Here is a 15026-nt window from a genome sequence, read left to right on the forward strand (position 1 = left end):
TGGAGGTTAAGATGAAAAAACTCCCCTTGGTATTTTCTGGTTGTTTGCTAGGTTTGGCAGGAGCTGGAAATCTTATGTTAGATACGTTACCGATTCTGTCCCATCTGCTTAGTCTGACAGGTTTGATTTTGTGGATTTACTTTCTGATTTTGCATTTGTTTAGTTGGAAGGAAACCAAGCAAGAATTGACTAAGCCTCCTCTTTTGTCAGGAATGGGGACCTTTCCCATGGCTGGGATGATTTTATCGACTTATGTCTTTCGCATTTTCCCTCATTTGCCAATAGTAGCGCAAGGACTCTGGTGGTTTTCTTTTCTCTTGGATTGGGCCTTGATTGTTATTTTTACAATTAAATTTGCCTATCCATGTAAGAGAGTAAACTCTACTCCCAGCTGGACGGTGCTTTATGTGGGGATAGCAGTGGCAGCCTTGACCTATCCTCTCGTAGGTATCATCGAAATTGCCTATGTGACCTTGATTTTTGGATTTCTCTTGACCTTCTATCTCTACCCGCTTATTTATAGCGATTTAAAGAAACATCCACTCCCGCTAGCCTTGCTTGCGCAAGAAGGAATCTACTGTGCTCCTTTCTCTCTACTCTTGGCTTCCCTTGTTCGAGTTGGAGGAGAGAGCTTACCAAATTGGGTCTTAATCGTCATGATTTTGGCTTCTCAATCCTTCTTTTTCTTTGTTTTAACTCGCCTGCCCAATATTTTAAAACAAGGCTTTCAACCATCCTTCTCAGCCCTTCCCTTCCCAACCATTAGCACAGCTATCGCGCTCAAAATGTCTCAGGGAATTTTGAAACTTCCATTTCTGGATTATCTGGTAGTGGCTGAAACCGTTATTTGTCTAACTATTTTATTCTTTGTATTAGGCGCTTATCTGATTTGGTTACGAAAAAAGGTCTAGCTAGAAATAGCTAGGCCTTATTTTTATGGTTTGATAACTTCAGCTCCACCCATGTATGGACGAAGTGCTTCTGGGATGGTCACAGAACCATCTTCATTTTGGTAGTTTTCAAGAATAGCAGCCACTGTACGTCCAACTGCAAGTCCAGAACCGTTTAAGGTGTGGAGCAATTTTACCTTGCCATCTGCTTCATCACGGTAACGGATTTGGGCACGACGGGCTTGGAAATCTTCTGTGTTTGAACAGCTTGAGATTTCACGGTAGGTATTTTGTGCTGGAATCCAAACTTCCAAGTCGTAAGTCTTGGCAGCTGAGAAGCCCATATCTCCAGTAGAGAGAGCAACGACACGGTATGGAAGGTTAAGTTTTTGAAGGATATTTTCAGCGTTGGCTGTCATTTTTTCCAATTCTTCGTAAGATTCTTCTGGCTTGGCAAATTTGACCATTTCAACCTTGTGGAATTGGTGCAAACGAATCAAGCCACGAGTATCACGACCAGCTGAACCAGCCTCAGAACGGAATGATGGGCTCATAGCAGTGAAGTAGATTGGCAGGTCTTTACCGTCCAGGATTTCATCACGGTAGTAGTTTGTCAGAGGAACTTCAGCAGTTGGAATAAGGACGTAATTGCTGTCGCTGAGTTCAAAAGTATCTTCCTTGAATTTTGGATATTGACCAGTACCAAACATAGAGTCGTGGTTAACCATGTAAGGCGTGATGACTTCTGTATAGCCTTCTTTGCCATGTTCATCCAACATAAAGTTGTAGATGGCACGTTCCAAACGAGCACCAAGGCCTTTATAGAAGAGGAAGCGAGCGCCTGTTACCTTGCCGCCGCGTTCCCAGTCAAGGATACCAAGGTCTTCACCAAGATCCCAGTGGGCTTTTGGCTCGAAATCGAACTCGCGTGGAGTGCCCCAACGGCGAACTTCCACATTGTCATCTTCGTCAACCCCAACAGGAACGCTATCAGCTGGAATATTTGGAAGAGTCGTGGTAAATTCTGTCAATTTAGCATCGATGTTTGCCAATTCAGCATCCAAGGCTTTGACTTCAGCAGATAGAGTTTGCATGGCAGCAATCTTGTCATCTGCATTTTCCTTGTTGCGCTTAGCTTGGGCAATCTCAGCAGAAACTGTGTTACGTTCTGCTTTTAAAGTTTCAACCTTGACCAAAATGTCACGACGCTTAGCATCGATTTCTTTCATCTCGTTTAAGACAGCAGCATCTACACCACGTGTAGCCAATTTTTCTGCGACAGCATCAAAGTCTGTACGAATACGTTTGATATCTAACATAAGAACTCCTTTATGAAAAAAGCACACCTGACAAAGCGTTGGAGTGGCAGGGCCACGGTTCCATCCAACTTCACAGGAGTGCACTTGATTGTGTATGCAATTGTTACTAACGGTAGAATTTCACCTATCCCTCCTATCTGCTCGCAGCATCCGCAGACTTTCTGAAAGAAGAAGATAACCTACTTATCCGTTGCTATGATTATACTAAAGTTTCTACTTTTTTGCAAATAGATTTTTAAATTTTTGACTAATGGTTTGAATCAGGGTCGGAAGTTTCACGACCTTGTCATTTCCGAGTTTTTCGCGTGCAATTTTAAGAATGGCACCTGAGTCTTTTGAAGCAAAGAGGAATTTTCCTCTGTCTGTAAAGACTTCGAAGTGGCGACTGATTTTGCGACCAGTGACATTGGCTCCAATCTGGTTGATATGGCTCCAAGGAATCTGGATAAATTGTTCAACATTGACATCTGGGTAAAATTCCAAAGCCTGATCTCCGACAAGGAATTTCCCAACTTTCCCAGCTATAGAGAGATAGGAAGTTCCTGTCGTATTGAGAAGCACTGTTTTGTTAAGAGATTGGGCCATGCTTAGTCTTCCTTACTTTCACCGAAAAAGGCATTGTAGAGGGCTTTAATAGCTGCTTTTTCTTGGTCTTTATTTACAACAAACATGATAGAAACTTCACTAGAACCTTGAGACATCATCTGGATGTTGATCTTGTTTTCAGATAGAGCGCGTGTTGCAGTGGCAGTTACTCCAATATGACTCTTCATCTTTTCACCAACAATCATAATGATAGAAAGGTCGTGTTCGATTTCTGCATGATCTACTTCAGCCTTTTGCACCAACTGACGAAGGATTTCTTCTTCCTTGATAGGAGTTAGTTCACGAGAACGGAGAATGATAGAAAGATCGTCGATACCTGTTGGCATATGTTCCCAACCAATGTTGAGGTCTTCAAGGATCTGCAGAACTTTGCGTCCAAAACCAACCTCACGGTTCATGAGGTATTTAGACATGTTGATGCTGACAAAGCCAGAGTCACCAGCAATTCCTACTACTGGAAATTCATCACTACTGTGTTTTAGAACGATACGAGTACCTGGATGATCAGGATTGTTGGTATTCTTGATAACCAGAGGAATTTTTCCACGGTAGGCAGGAAGAAGTGCTTCGTCATGAAGAACTGAGAAGCCTGCATAGGCCAACTCACGCATTTCACGGTAGGTCAACTCTGGGATAGAGTGTGGTTGGTGAATGATTCCTGGGTGAGCCGCAAAGATACCATCAACATCCGTAAAGTTTTCATAGAGGTCTGCCTTAACACCGGCAGCAATGATAGAACCTGTAATGTCTGATCCTCCACGTGAGAAGGTACAGATTTGATTTTCCTTGGTAACTCCAAAGAAACCAGGAATGACAAGAACTTCATTTGTATTTGTCAATTCTTCAATCTTGTCATAACTTGATGGAATGATGCGAGCGTGACCAGGTTCACTTGTGACCACAATACCAGCTTCTCTAGGGTGAACATAGCGTGCATCGATCCCGTTTTGATTAAAGTAGGCAGCGATCAATTTAGCATTGTTATTTTCACCGGCTGCTAGGAAAGTATCGTAGAGAAATTCGTTTTCTTCGATAGGAAGAGTAGCTAAGGCACGAATGCTTTTAGAAATTTTTTCTAGCACAGCTGGTTTAAGACCTAGTTCACTAACCATAGCAGCATAGCGGTCGATAATCCAGTTTTGACTCTTACTAATATCGTTACCAGCAACATAGTCGCGGTAGTATTTAATCAAGGCATCCGTAACCTTAGTATCTTCAGCATTGCGTTTACCAGGCGCAGAAACGACTACAAAACGACGCTCTGAATCGCTTTTTACGATGTTTAAAACTTTTTCTAATTGACTAGCAGAGGCAAGAGAGCTACCTCCAAATTTAACAACCTTCATAAGAACTCCTAAAGTAAGTATTTTATACGATTATAGCAGAAAGAAAGCCTTTTTTCAATGAAGAAAATAAGATGCTTTCTAGGATAAAGCGATTCTTTATAATCGGCTGAGACACTTTCAGTTGATTTTTTCTTGCTTTCTGATTTTAAAAAAGATATACTTTGAAAATAGAATAATTTAAACTGCTTATAAAATAAAAAGGAGTCCTGATGGAACACATTATTTATCAGCTTGAAGAGGATTTGGCAATCCTTACCTTGAATCGTCCTGAGGTCGCAAATGGTTTTCATATTCCTATGTGTGAGGAGATTTTAGAAGCTCTGACTTTGGCAGAAGAGGATCCGGCTGTGCATTTTGTCTTAATCAACGCGAATGGCAAAGTCTTTTCAGTTGGGGGAGATTTGGTTGAGATGAAGCGAGCAGTCGATGAGGATGATATTCCATCATTGACGAAAATCGCAGAATTGGTCAATACTATTTCTTATAAAATCAAGCAAATTGCTAAACCTGTCTTGATGGAGGTTGATGGGGCTGTTGCAGGTGCCGCAGCGAATATGGCTGTTGCTGCAGATTTCTGTCTGGCAACGGATAAGGCTAAATTTATCCAAGCCTTTGTTGGAGTTGGTTTGGCTCCGGATGCAGGAGGAATTCATCTCTTGAGTCGAAGTATTGGTGTGACGCGTGCTGCTCAATTAGCTATGACAGGTGAGGCTTTGAACGCAGAAAAAGCTCTAGAGTGGGGGCTGGTTTACCGTGTCTGTGAAGCTGATAAACTTGAAAAGACGAGAGAACAGCTCCTTAAAAAATTGAGACGCGGGTCAGCTAATTCCTATACAGCCATCAAGAAGTTGGTTTGGGAGAGCCAATTTAAAGATTGGCAGGATTATGCTACTTTAGAACTGAACCTACAGGAATCCTTAGCTCAAACAGAGGATTTCAAAGAGGGAGTTCGGGCTCATTCGGAAAGAAGAAGACCTAAATTTACAGGAAAATAAAAAAATACTTGCACCATTCTTTGAACTTTGATATAATTCTTTTGTCAAATGTTTTGATTCTAAAAGTTTTTTTGAAAAGGAGGGAAGGAAAGATTGGACTACCAACGAATTAATGAATATTTAACATCTATATTTAATAATGTCCTCGTTATCGAGGAAGTTAGCTTGAGGGGTAGTCGTTTCAAAGATATCTCCATCAAAGAAATGCATACGATTGATGTGATTGGGAAATTCCCAGATGTGACACCAAGTCAAGTGTCAAAAGAGTTGATGGTGACTCTTGGGACAGTTACGACTAGTTTGAATAATCTCGAACGCAAGGGTTACATTGAACGCGTTCGTTCAGAACATGATAGACGTGTGGTGCATCTGCATTTGACAAAGAAAGGTCGCTTGGTTCATAGGCTACATAAACGCTTCCATAAGACCATGGTTGAAAAAATCATCGATGGTATGAGTAAGCAAGAAATTGAGATTATGAGCAAAGGTTTGACTAATCTTTATCAATTTTTGGAGGATTTGAGATAATGGCTTTTGCAAAAATAAGCCAGGTTGCTCATTATGTGCCAGAGCAAGTGGTTACAAATCATGATTTGGCCCAGATTATGGATACCAATGATGAGTGGATTTCAAGTCGGACGGGAATACGTCAAAGGCATATTTCAAGAACAGAATCTACTAGTGATTTGGCTACAGAGGTTGCTAAGAAACTGATGGCAAAAGCTGGAATCACAGGAGAAGAGCTGGATTTTATCATTCTAGCTACTATTACTCCAGATTCGATGATGCCCTCTACAGCTGCTCGTGTTCAAGCTAATATTGGTGCTAATAAGGCCTTTGCTTTTGACCTAACAGCGGCTTGCAGTGGATTTGTATTTGCTCTTTCAACTGCTGAAAAGTTTATCGCTTCTGGTCGCTTTCAAAAAGGCTTAGTGATTGGTAGTGAAACCCTCTCTAAGGCAGTTGATTGGTCAGATCGATCAACAGCTGTGTTGTTTGGAGATGGTGCTGGTGGAGTCTTGCTAGAAACTAGCGAGCAAGAGCATTTCTTAGCTGAGAGTCTCAATAGCGATGGAAGTCGCAGTGAGTGTCTGACCTATGGACATTCAGGCTTGCATTCTCCATTTTCAGATCAAGAAAATGCAGATTCATTTTTGAAGATGGATGGACGCGCAGTCTTTGATTTTGCCATTAGAGATGTAGCCAAGTCTATCAAACAGACTATTGATGAGTCTCCTATAGAGGCGACAGACTTGGATTATTTACTACTTCATCAGGCTAATGACCGTATCTTGGATAAGATGGCTAGAAAAATCGGTGTCGACCGAGCTAAACTTCCAGCAAATATGATGGAGTATGGAAATACCAGTGCAGCCAGTATCCCGATTTTACTTTCAGAGTGTGTAGAACAAGGCCTCATCCGTTTAGACGGTAGCCAGACTGTTCTTCTATCAGGCTTTGGTGGAGGCTTGACCTGGGGCACGCTCATTCTTACAATTTAGGTAATCATGTGGTGAACACATTGTTATAAAAAAACTATTTATTTTAAAGGAGTCCTATCATGGCAGTATTTGAAAAAGTACAAGAAATTATCGTTGAAGAACTTGGAAAAGACGCATCAGAAGTAACACTTGAATCAACTTTTGATGATTTAGACGCAGATTCATTGGACTTGTTCCAAGTAATCTCAGAAATCGAAGATGCTTTTGATATCCAAATCGAAGCAGAAGATGACTTGAAAACAGTTGGTGACTTGGTTGCCTACGTTGAAGAGCAAACAAAATAAGCAGAATACAAATAGAAGGAGTAGGGAAACCCGCTCCCTCTTGTTTAGGCAATAGTTTGATTGTCAAATTATGACGGTATCGAACTATTACGTAAGCAAGAAACGATGGAGGCACTATGAAAACACGTATTACAGAATTATTGAACATTGATTATCCTATTTTCCAAGGAGGAATGGCCTGGGTTGCTGATGGTGATTTGGCAGGAGCTGTTTCCAAGGCTGGAGGACTAGGGATTATCGGTGGGGGGAATGCTCCTAAAGAAGTTGTCAAGGCAAATATTGATAAAATCAAATCATTGACTGATAAACCCTTTGGTGTCAACATCATGCTCTTGTCTCCCTTTGTGGAAGATATTGTAGACCTCGTTATCGAGGAAGAGGTTAAGGTAGTTACAACAGGCGCAGGAAATCCAAGCAAATACATGGAACGCTTCCATGAAGCTGGTATTACGGTTATTCCTGTTGTACCGAGTGTTGCCCTAGCTAAACGCATGGAAAAAATCGGTGCGGACGCTGTTATTGCAGAAGGAATGGAAGCTGGGGGGCATATCGGTAAATTAACAACCATGACCTTGGTGCGCCAGGTTGCTGCTGCTGTATCTATTCCTGTTATTGCTGCAGGAGGGATTGCGGATGGTGAAGGTGCTGCGGCTGGCTTTATGCTAGGTGCAGAAGCTATTCAGGTTGGAACGCGTTTTGTCGTTGCAAAAGAGTCTAATGCCCATCCAAATTATAAGGCGAAAATTTTAAAAGCTAGAGATATTGATACTACGATTTCAGCTCAACACTTTGGACATGCTGTTCGTGCGATTAAAAATCAGTTGACTCGTGATTTTGAACAAGCTGAAAAAGATGCTTTTAAACAAGAAAATCCAGATTTGGAAATTTTTGAACAAATGGGAGCAGGTGCTCTAGCCAAAGCGGTTGTTCACGGAGATGTGGATGGAGGCTCTGTCATGGCAGGTCAAATTGCAGGCCTTGTTTCCAAAGAAGAAACCGTTGAAGAAATCCTAAAAGATTTGTATTACGGAGCAGCTAAGAAAATTCAAGAAGAAGCCTCTCGTTGGGCAGGAGTTGTAAGAAATGACTAAAACAGCCTTTTTATTTGCTGGTCAAGGTGCCCAGTATCTAGGTATGGGACGGGATCTCTATGATTACTACCCTATTGTCAAAGAAACGATTGATCAAGCAAGTCAGGTGCTTGGTTACGATTTGCGTCATCTTATTGATACGGAAGAAGAAAAACTCAATCAGACCCGCTATACGCAACCAGCTATTTTAGCGACTTCAGTTGCTATCTATCGACTTTTAAAGGAAAAAGGTTACCAACCAGATATGGTGGCAGGTTTGTCTCTTGGGGAATACTCTGCCTTGGTGGCTAGTGGCGCCTTGGTTTTTGAAGATGCGGTTTCCTTGGTAGCTAAGCGTGGAGCCTATATGGAAGAAGCGGCTCCTGCTGGCTCTGGCAAGATGGTGGCTGTTCTCAATACGCCAGTAGAGGCTATTGAAGAAGCCTGTCGAAAAGCTTCTGAACTTGGAGTAGTTACCCCAGCCAACTATAATACACCTGCACAAATCGTGATTGGTGGAGAAGTGGTTGCAGTTGATCGAGCTGTAGAACTCTTGCAGGAAGCAGGCACCAAACGCTTGATTCCTCTCAAGGTTTCAGGACCTTTTCATACCGCTCTCCTTGAGCCTGCTAGCCAGAAACTAGCTGAAACTCTAGCTCAGGTAAGTTTTTCAGATTTCACTTGTCCCCTAGTCGGCAATACAGAAGCTGCAGTTATGAAAAAAGAAGACATTGCTCAACTTTTGACGCGTCAGGTCAAGGAGCCAGTTCGTTTCTATGAAAGTATTGGGGTCATGCAAGAAGCAGGCGTAACCAACTTTATCGAGATTGGTCCGGGGAAAGTCTTGTCAGGCTTTGTGAAAAAAATTGATAAGACAGCTAAATTAGCCAATGTTGAAGATCAGGCTAGCTTGGAAGCCTTGCTAGAAAACAAGTAATCCCTTCTCCCATAAATACAAGAGGAAACAGGAGAAAAGAATGCAACTAAAAAATAAAAATATCTTTATTACAGGTTCGAGTCGTGGAATTGGTCTTGCTATTGCCCACAAGTTTGCTCAAGCAGGAGCCAATATTGTTTTAAACAGTCGTGGTGCAATTTCAGAAGAATTGCTCGCTGAGTTTTCAAACTATGGTGTCAAGGTGGTTCTTATATCAGGAGATGTATCAGATTTTGCAGACGCTAAGCGTATGGTTGAGAAAGCTATTGCAGAGCTGGGTTCAGTAGATGTTTTGGTTAACAATGCAGGAATTACTCAAGATACCCTGATGCTCAAGATGACAGAAGCGGATTTTGAAAAAGTGCTTAAAGTTAACTTAACTGGTGCCTTTAACATGACACAATCAGTCTTGAAACCGATGATGAAAGCCAGAGAAGGTGCTATCATTAATATGTCTAGCGTAGTTGGTTTGATGGGAAATATCGGTCAAGCTAACTATGCAGCTTCTAAGGCTGGTTTGATTGGTTTTACCAAGTCTGTGGCGCGTGAAGTGGCCAATCGCAATATCAGGGTTAATGCTATTGCACCTGGAATGATTGAGTCCGATATGACAGCTGTTCTATCAGACAAGGTAAAAGATGCTATGCTGGCACAAATTCCTATGAAAGAATTTGGGCAGGCAGAGCAGGTTGCAGATTTGACAGTATTTTTAGCAGGCCAAGATTATCTAACTGGTCAAGTGGTTGCCATTGATGGTGGCTTAAGTATGTAGCAGAAGCTAGAGGTAAAAAAGATGAAACTAAATCGCGTAGTAGTAACAGGTTATGGAGTAACATCTCCAATCGGAAATACACCAGAAGAATTTTGGAATAGTTTGACAACTGGAAAAATCGGAATTGGTCAAATTACGAAATTTGATCATAGTGACTTTGATGTGCATAATGCAGCAGAAATCCAAGATTTTCCTTTTGATAAATACTTTGTTAAGAAAGATACCAATCGTTTCGATAACTATTCTTTGTATGCCTTGTACGCAGCCCAAGAGGCTGTCAATCATGCAGGTCTTGATGTAGAGGCTCTTGATAAAGATCGTTTTGGTGTTATCGTTGCCTCTGGTATTGGTGGAATCAAGGAAATTGAAGATCAAGTGCTTCGCCTAAATGACAAAGGGCCAAAACGTGTGAAACCATTGACCCTTCCAAAAGCCTTGCCAAATATGGCTTCAGGAAATGTTGCTATGCGTTTTGGAGCAAACGGTGTTTGTAAATCCATCAATACTGCCTGCGCTTCATCAAATGACGCGATTGGGGATGCCTTCCGCTCAATTAAGTTTGGTTTCCAAGATGTTATGTTGGTAGGTGGTTCAGAAGCCTCTATCACACCTTTTGCTATTGCTGGTTTCCAAGCCCTAACAGCTCTCTCTACTACAGAGGACCCAACTCGTGCTTCCATCCCATTTGATAAGGACCGTAACGGTTTTGTCATGGGTGAAGGTTCTGGGATGTTGGTTCTTGAAAGCCTTGAACATGCTGAAAAACGTGGTGCTACTATCCTTGCCGAAGTAGTTGGTTATGGAAATACCTGTGATGCCTACCATATGACTTCTCCTCATCCAGAAGGTCAAGGAGCTATCAAAGCCATCAAACTAGCCTTGGAAGAAGCTGAGATTTCTCCAGAGCAAGTAGCCTATGTCAATGCTCACGGAACGTCAACTCCTGCCAATGAAAAAGGAGAAAGTGGTGCGATCGTGTCTGTTCTTGGTAAGGAAGTGCCTGTATCATCAACCAAGTCTTTCACAGGACATTTGCTGGGGGCTGCAGGTGCAGTAGAAGCTATTGTCACTATCGAAGCTATGCGTCATAACTTTGTTCCAATGACAGCTGGGACAAGTGAAGTATCAGATTATATCGAAGCCAATGTCGTTTATGGACAAGGCTTGGAGCAAGAAATTCCATACGCTATTTCAAATACCTTTGGTTTTGGTGGCCACAATGCAGTTCTTGCTTTCAAACGTTGGGAGAATAAATAAGTATGAATTTAAACGATATTAAAGACTTGATGGCTCAATTTGACCAATCAAGTTTGAGAGAATTTTCTTATAAAAATGGGACGGATGAGTTGCAGTTTAGCAAGAATGAAGCTAGACTTGTACCTGAAGTTGCACCTCAAGTCGCTCCAGCGCCCGTTCTAGCAACACCAAGTCCAGTAGCGCCTTCATCTGCTCCAGCAGAAACTGTAGTGGAAGAAGTTCCTGCTTCAGCTGAAGCAAGTGTGGTTGCTGAGGGAGATGTTGTAGAGAGCCCACTTGTTGGAGTGGCTTACTTGGCTGCTGGTCCTGATAAACCAGCCTTTGTAACAGTTGGTGATAGTGTTAAAAAAGGTCAAACATTGGTAATTATCGAAGCCATGAAAGTCATGAATGAAATCCCAGCTCCTAAGGATGGTGTGGTAACGGAAATTCTTGTTTCTAACGAAGAAATGGTTGAGTTTGGTAAAGGATTGGTACGTATCAAATGATCGATATTCAAGGAATCAAAGAAGCCCTTCCCCACCGTTATCCTATGCTCCTAGTGGACCGTGTCTTGGAAGTGAGCGAGGATACCATTGTTGCCATCAAAAATGTGACCATCAATGAGCCCTTCTTTAACGGCCATTTTCCTCAATACCCAGTTATGCCAGGTGTTCTAATTATGGAAGCCTTGGCTCAAACTGCTGGTGTCTTGGAGTTGTCTAAACCTGAAAATAAGGGGAAACTGGTCTTTTATGCTGGTATGGACAAGGTTAAATTTAAGAAGCAAGTTGTACCTGGTGACCAATTAGTTATGACGGCAACGTTTGTAAAACGTCGTGGCACAATCGCTGTGGTTGAAGCAAAGGCTGAAGTGGATGGCAAGCTTGCAGCTAGTGGTACTCTTACCTTTGCAATAGGGAACTAAGGAGGTTCTCCATGTTTCGAAAAATTTTAATTGCTAATCGTGGTGAAATTGCGGTTCGTATTATCCGTGCGGCGCGTGAATTGGGCATTGCGACGGTGGCGGTTTATTCAACTGCTGATAAGGAAGCTCTTCATACGCTTTTGGCAGATGAAGCAGTTTGTATTGGCCCTGGTAAGCCAACTGAGTCTTATCTCAATATCAATGCGGTTCTATCAGCTGCAGTCTTGACTGAGGCAGAAGCTATTCACCCCGGTTTTGGATTTCTCAGTGAAAATTCCAAATTTGCTACCATGTGTGAAGAAGTTGGGATCAAGTTTATCGGTCCATCTGGTCATGTCATGGATATGATGGGAGACAAGATCAATGCGCGTGCTCAGATGATCAAAGCTGGTGTTCCAGTCATTCCAGGTTCGGATGGAGAAGTGCATAACTCTGAGGAAGCTTTGACTGTCGCTGAAAAAATTGGCTATCCTGTTATGCTCAAGGCTTCAGCAGGTGGAGGTGGTAAAGGGATTCGTAAGGTTGAAAAACCAGAAGACCTCGTTTCAGCCTTTGAAACGGCCTCTAGCGAAGCCAAGGCCAATTATGGCAATGGTGCCATGTACATAGAACGAGTCATCTATCCAGCTCGTCATATCGAGGTTCAAATCTTAGGAGATGAACACGGAAATGTGATTCACTTGGGGGAACGGGATTGTTCTCTTCAACGGAATAACCAAAAGGTTTTAGAAGAAAGTCCTTCGATTGCAATTGGCAAAACGCTACGCAATGAAATTGGTTCTGCTGCTGTTCGAGCTGCAGAGTCTGTTGGCTATGAGAATGCAGGGACCATTGAGTTCCTGCTTGATGAAGCCAGTGGTAAATTCTATTTCATGGAAATGAATACACGTGTTCAGGTAGAGCATCCAGTAACAGAGTTTGTTTCAGGAGTGGATATCGTTAAGGAACAGATTCGCATTGCGGCAGGTCAGCCTCTGTCTGTTAAGCAAGAAGATATTGTTCTAAGAGGGCATGCTATCGAGTGTCGTATCAATGCAGAAAATCCAGCCTTTAACTTTGCTCCAAGTCCAGGTAAGATTACTAATCTCCATCTGCCAAGTGGTGGAGTTGGCTTGCGCGTGGATTCAGCAGTTTATCCAGGCTATACCATTCCGCCTTATTATGATAGTATGATTGCTAAAATCATCGTTCACGGTGAGAATCGTTTTGATGCCTTGATGAAAATGCAACGTGCCCTCTATGAATTAGAGATTGAAGGGGTGCAGACCAATGCAGATTTCCAGCTTGACCTCATTTCAGATCGCAATGTCATTGCTGGAGATTATGATACTTCCTTCTTGATGGAAACCTTCTTACCCAAATATCAAGAAAAAGAATAAAATGACTTCAAGAGTTTAAACCGAAAAGGGGAATCAATGGCTCTATTTAGTAAAAAAGATAAGTATATTCGAATCAATCCCAATCGTTCGGTTAGGGAAAAACCTCAAGCCAAGCCAGAGGTTCCAGATGAATTATTCTCCCAGTGTCCAGGCTGTAAGCATACCATTTATCAGAAGGACCTGGGAAGTGAGCGTATCTGTCCACATTGTAGCTATACCTTTCGTATTTCTGCCCAAGAACGCTTGGCTTTGACGATTGATATGGGAACCTTCAAGGAATTGTTTACAGGGATTGAAAGCAAGGATCCCTTGCATTTCCCTGGTTATCAAAAGAAACTAGCAACCATGCGTGAAAAAACAGGTCTGGATGAAGCCGTTGTGACAGGAACAGCTCTTATAAAAGGTCAGACGGTGGCTCTTGGGATTATGGATTCCAACTTTATCATGGCTTCTATGGGTACGGTTGTAGGTGAAAAAATCACTCGTTTGTTTGAGTATGCGACTGTGGAAAAATTGCCAGTTGTCCTCTTCACAGCCTCTGGTGGAGCCCGTATGCAGGAAGGAATCATGAGTCTCATGCAGATGGCCAAGATTTCTGCAGCGGTTAAACGCCATTCAAATGCTGGTCTCTTTTACCTGACCATTTTGACAGATCCAACGACAGGTGGTGTGACAGCTTCTTTCGCTATGGAAGGAGATATCATCCTAGCTGAACCACAAAGTTTGGTTGGTTTTGCTGGGCGTCGTGTCATTGAAAATACGGTTCGTGAAAGCTTGCCTGAGGATTTCCAAAAGGCAGAATTCCTATTAGAACATGGCTTTGTGGATGCTATTGTCAAAAGAAGAGACTTACCAGATACGATTGCTAGCCTAGTCAGATTGCATGGAGGGGGTCCTAGATGAATATTGCAAAAATAGTCAGAGAAGCGCGTGAGCAGAGTCGCTTGACGACCTTGGACTTTGCGACAGGCATTTTTGATGACTTTATCCAATTACACGGTGACCGTTCTTTTCGTGACGATGGTGCAGTTGTTGGTGGTATTGGTTGGCTTGGAGACCAAGCTGTAACAGTGGTTGGTATCCAAAAAGGCAAGAGTTTGCAAGACAACCTCAAGCGGAATTTTGGCCAACCGCATCCAGAAGGCTACCGCAAGGCCCTACGGTTGATGAAACAGGCTGAAAAGTTTGGCCGTCCAGTTGTGACCTTTATCAATACAGCAGGTGCCTATCCTGGTGTGGGGGCGGAAGAACGTGGACAGGGAGAAGCCATTGCTCGCAATCTCATGGAAATGAGTGACCTGAAAGTTCCGATTATCGCCATTATTATCGGTGAAGGTGGTTCAGGTGGGGCTCTGGCTCTAGCAGTCGCAGACCGTGTTTGGATGCTGGAAAATTCTATCTATGCCATTCTCAGTCCAGAAGGTTTTGCTTCCATTCTATGGAAAGATGGCAGTCGTGCTATGGAAGCGGCAGAACTGATGAAAATCACTTCGCATGAACTGTTAGAAATGGACGTGGTGGATAAGGTGATTTCTGAAGCAGGACTTTCTAGTAAAGAACTGATTAAGAGTGTCAAAAAAGAACTCCAAACTGAGCTAGCCATGCTTTCACAAAAACCGATAGAAGAGTTGTTGGAAGAGCGCTATCAACGATTTAGAAAATACTAATACCTCAGAATACATAAAAACTAGAACTGACTGCCAGTTCTAGTTTTTATGTGGTTCTTACTCTGTATCAAGGACGAGGTAAAAGGTGCTTGGGA

Annotated in this window: 17 protein-coding genes; 14 read left to right on the forward strand and 3 right to left on the reverse strand. The window is 42.5% G+C overall.

What is annotated here, in order from left to right; all coding sequences use genetic code 11:
• Nucleotides 1-11 precede the first annotated feature (11 nt).
• Entirely contained in the window at nt 12-911 is a 900-nt protein-coding gene (locus tag B7697_RS06310) for a TDT family transporter (protein ID WP_000735981.1), read from the forward strand.
• A 23-nt stretch (nt 912-934) separates the two neighbouring features.
• Here the strand turns inward: B7697_RS06310 and serS are convergent, their stop codons facing one another.
• The 3 genes from serS to B7697_RS06325 all read right to left on the reverse strand — a co-directional run bounded on the left by serS (nt 935) and on the right by B7697_RS06325 (nt 4161).
• Nucleotides 935-2209 carry a serine--tRNA ligase gene (serS, locus tag B7697_RS06315; RefSeq protein ID WP_084950863.1) on the reverse strand — a complete coding sequence of 425 codons (1275 nt, stop codon included), beginning with the start codon at nt 2207-2209 and terminating at the stop codon, nt 935-937.
• A gap of 213 nt (nt 2210-2422) precedes the next feature.
• The gene (locus tag B7697_RS06320; RefSeq protein ID WP_000079350.1) at nt 2423-2794 is read right to left on the reverse strand and encodes a DUF956 family protein; all 372 of its coding nucleotides are present in this window, start codon (nt 2792-2794) and stop codon (nt 2423-2425) included.
• 2 nt (nt 2795-2796) lie between these two features.
• Nucleotides 2797-4161 carry an aspartate kinase gene (locus B7697_RS06325; RefSeq protein ID WP_000869666.1) on the reverse strand — a complete coding sequence of 455 codons (1365 nt, stop codon included), beginning with the start codon at nt 4159-4161 and terminating at the stop codon, nt 2797-2799.
• Between the two features lie 209 nt (nt 4162-4370).
• Here B7697_RS06325 and B7697_RS06335 point away from each other — a divergent pair, with 209 nt between their 5' ends.
• The 13 genes from B7697_RS06335 to B7697_RS06395 all read left to right on the forward strand — a co-directional run bounded on the left by B7697_RS06335 (nt 4371) and on the right by B7697_RS06395 (nt 14931).
• Nucleotides 4371-5156, forward strand: a complete 786-nt coding sequence (locus B7697_RS06335; protein WP_078237887.1) for an enoyl-CoA hydratase — start codon at nt 4371-4373, stop codon at nt 5154-5156.
• Between the two features lie 93 nt (nt 5157-5249).
• Nucleotides 5250-5684: a fatty acid biosynthesis transcriptional regulator FabT gene (gene fabT / locus B7697_RS06340; RefSeq protein ID WP_049516235.1), complete on the forward strand. Its 435-nt coding sequence runs from the start codon at nt 5250-5252 to the stop codon at nt 5682-5684.
• Complete coding sequence (locus B7697_RS06345; RefSeq protein WP_049516237.1) at nt 5684-6658, forward strand: beta-ketoacyl-ACP synthase III; 975 nt, start codon at nt 5684-5686, stop codon at nt 6656-6658. Before fabT ends, B7697_RS06345 begins: the two co-directional genes overlap by 1 nt.
• Nucleotides 6659-6717: 59 nt before the next feature.
• Nucleotides 6718-6942: an acyl carrier protein gene (locus B7697_RS06350; protein ID WP_000257838.1), complete on the forward strand. Its 225-nt coding sequence runs from the start codon at nt 6718-6720 to the stop codon at nt 6940-6942.
• A gap of 116 nt (nt 6943-7058) precedes the next feature.
• On the forward strand, nt 7059-8033 hold the full coding sequence (fabK, locus tag B7697_RS06355) for an enoyl-[acyl-carrier-protein] reductase FabK (protein WP_049516239.1): 975 nt from the start codon (nt 7059-7061) through the stop codon (nt 8031-8033).
• A complete protein-coding gene (fabD, locus tag B7697_RS06360) occupies nt 8026-8949 on the forward strand; it encodes an ACP S-malonyltransferase (RefSeq protein WP_049516241.1) in 924 nt (307 codons plus the stop codon). The genes fabK and fabD overlap by 8 nt, the downstream gene beginning before the upstream one ends.
• A gap of 40 nt (nt 8950-8989) precedes the next feature.
• Nucleotides 8990-9721, forward strand: coding sequence for a 3-oxoacyl-[acyl-carrier-protein] reductase (gene fabG / locus B7697_RS06365; RefSeq protein ID WP_049516242.1), 732 nt, complete (start codon nt 8990-8992; stop codon nt 9719-9721).
• 21 nt (nt 9722-9742) lie between these two features.
• Nucleotides 9743-10978, forward strand: coding sequence for a beta-ketoacyl-ACP synthase II (gene fabF / locus B7697_RS06370; RefSeq protein WP_084950865.1), 1236 nt, complete (start codon nt 9743-9745; stop codon nt 10976-10978).
• Between the two features lie 2 nt (nt 10979-10980).
• Nucleotides 10981-11466, forward strand: coding sequence for an acetyl-CoA carboxylase biotin carboxyl carrier protein (accB, locus tag B7697_RS06375; RefSeq protein WP_084950867.1), 486 nt, complete (start codon nt 10981-10983; stop codon nt 11464-11466).
• Nucleotides 11463-11885 (forward strand): 3-hydroxyacyl-ACP dehydratase FabZ, encoded by a 423-nt coding sequence (gene fabZ / locus B7697_RS06380; RefSeq protein WP_000565515.1) that lies wholly within the window; start codon nt 11463-11465, stop codon nt 11883-11885. Before accB ends, fabZ begins: the two co-directional genes overlap by 4 nt.
• Nucleotides 11886-11896: 11 nt before the next feature.
• Nucleotides 11897-13264, forward strand: coding sequence for an acetyl-CoA carboxylase biotin carboxylase subunit (locus tag B7697_RS06385; RefSeq protein ID WP_084950869.1), 1368 nt, complete (start codon nt 11897-11899; stop codon nt 13262-13264).
• Nucleotides 13265-13300: 36 nt separating this feature from the next.
• Nucleotides 13301-14167, forward strand: a complete 867-nt coding sequence (accD, locus tag B7697_RS06390) for an acetyl-CoA carboxylase, carboxyltransferase subunit beta (RefSeq protein WP_081529523.1) — start codon at nt 13301-13303, stop codon at nt 14165-14167.
• On the forward strand, nt 14164-14931 hold the full coding sequence (locus tag B7697_RS06395) for an acetyl-CoA carboxylase carboxyl transferase subunit alpha (RefSeq protein ID WP_084950870.1): 768 nt from the start codon (nt 14164-14166) through the stop codon (nt 14929-14931). The genes accD and B7697_RS06395 overlap by 4 nt, the downstream gene beginning before the upstream one ends.
• Nucleotides 14932-15026 lie beyond the last annotated feature (95 nt).

Origin of the sequence: Streptococcus mitis, assembly GCF_002096895.1 — a bacterium.
GTDB lineage: Bacteria > Bacillota > Bacilli > Lactobacillales > Streptococcaceae > Streptococcus > Streptococcus mitis_AH.

What these genes read in the sequence shown, in the direction of transcription:
- B7697_RS06310 (WP_000735981.1), top strand. Translation starts at nt 12, where the DNA reads ATGAAAAAACTCCCCTTGGTATTTTCTGGTTGTTTGCTAGGTTTGGCA.
- serS (WP_084950863.1), bottom strand. Translation starts at nt 2,209, where the DNA reads ATGTTAGATATCAAACGTATTCGTACAGACTTTGATGCTGTCGCAGAA.
- B7697_RS06320 (WP_000079350.1), bottom strand. Translation starts at nt 2,794, where the DNA reads ATGGCCCAATCTCTTAACAAAACAGTGCTTCTCAATACGACAGGAACT.
- B7697_RS06325 (WP_000869666.1), bottom strand. Translation starts at nt 4,161, where the DNA reads ATGAAGGTTGTTAAATTTGGAGGTAGCTCTCTTGCCTCTGCTAGTCAA.
- B7697_RS06335 (WP_078237887.1), top strand. Translation starts at nt 4,371, where the DNA reads ATGGAACACATTATTTATCAGCTTGAAGAGGATTTGGCAATCCTTACC.
- B7697_RS06345 (WP_049516237.1), top strand. Translation starts at nt 5,684, where the DNA reads ATGGCTTTTGCAAAAATAAGCCAGGTTGCTCATTATGTGCCAGAGCAA.
- B7697_RS06350 (WP_000257838.1), top strand. Translation starts at nt 6,718, where the DNA reads ATGGCAGTATTTGAAAAAGTACAAGAAATTATCGTTGAAGAACTTGGA.
- fabK (WP_049516239.1), top strand. Translation starts at nt 7,059, where the DNA reads ATGAAAACACGTATTACAGAATTATTGAACATTGATTATCCTATTTTC.
- fabD (WP_049516241.1), top strand. Translation starts at nt 8,026, where the DNA reads ATGACTAAAACAGCCTTTTTATTTGCTGGTCAAGGTGCCCAGTATCTA.
- fabG (WP_049516242.1), top strand. Translation starts at nt 8,990, where the DNA reads ATGCAACTAAAAAATAAAAATATCTTTATTACAGGTTCGAGTCGTGGA.
- fabF (WP_084950865.1), top strand. Translation starts at nt 9,743, where the DNA reads ATGAAACTAAATCGCGTAGTAGTAACAGGTTATGGAGTAACATCTCCA.
- accB (WP_084950867.1), top strand. Translation starts at nt 10,981, where the DNA reads ATGAATTTAAACGATATTAAAGACTTGATGGCTCAATTTGACCAATCA.
- fabZ (WP_000565515.1), top strand. Translation starts at nt 11,463, where the DNA reads ATGATCGATATTCAAGGAATCAAAGAAGCCCTTCCCCACCGTTATCCT.
- B7697_RS06385 (WP_084950869.1), top strand. Translation starts at nt 11,897, where the DNA reads ATGTTTCGAAAAATTTTAATTGCTAATCGTGGTGAAATTGCGGTTCGT.
- accD (WP_081529523.1), top strand. Translation starts at nt 13,301, where the DNA reads ATGGCTCTATTTAGTAAAAAAGATAAGTATATTCGAATCAATCCCAAT.
- B7697_RS06395 (WP_084950870.1), top strand. Translation starts at nt 14,164, where the DNA reads ATGAATATTGCAAAAATAGTCAGAGAAGCGCGTGAGCAGAGTCGCTTG.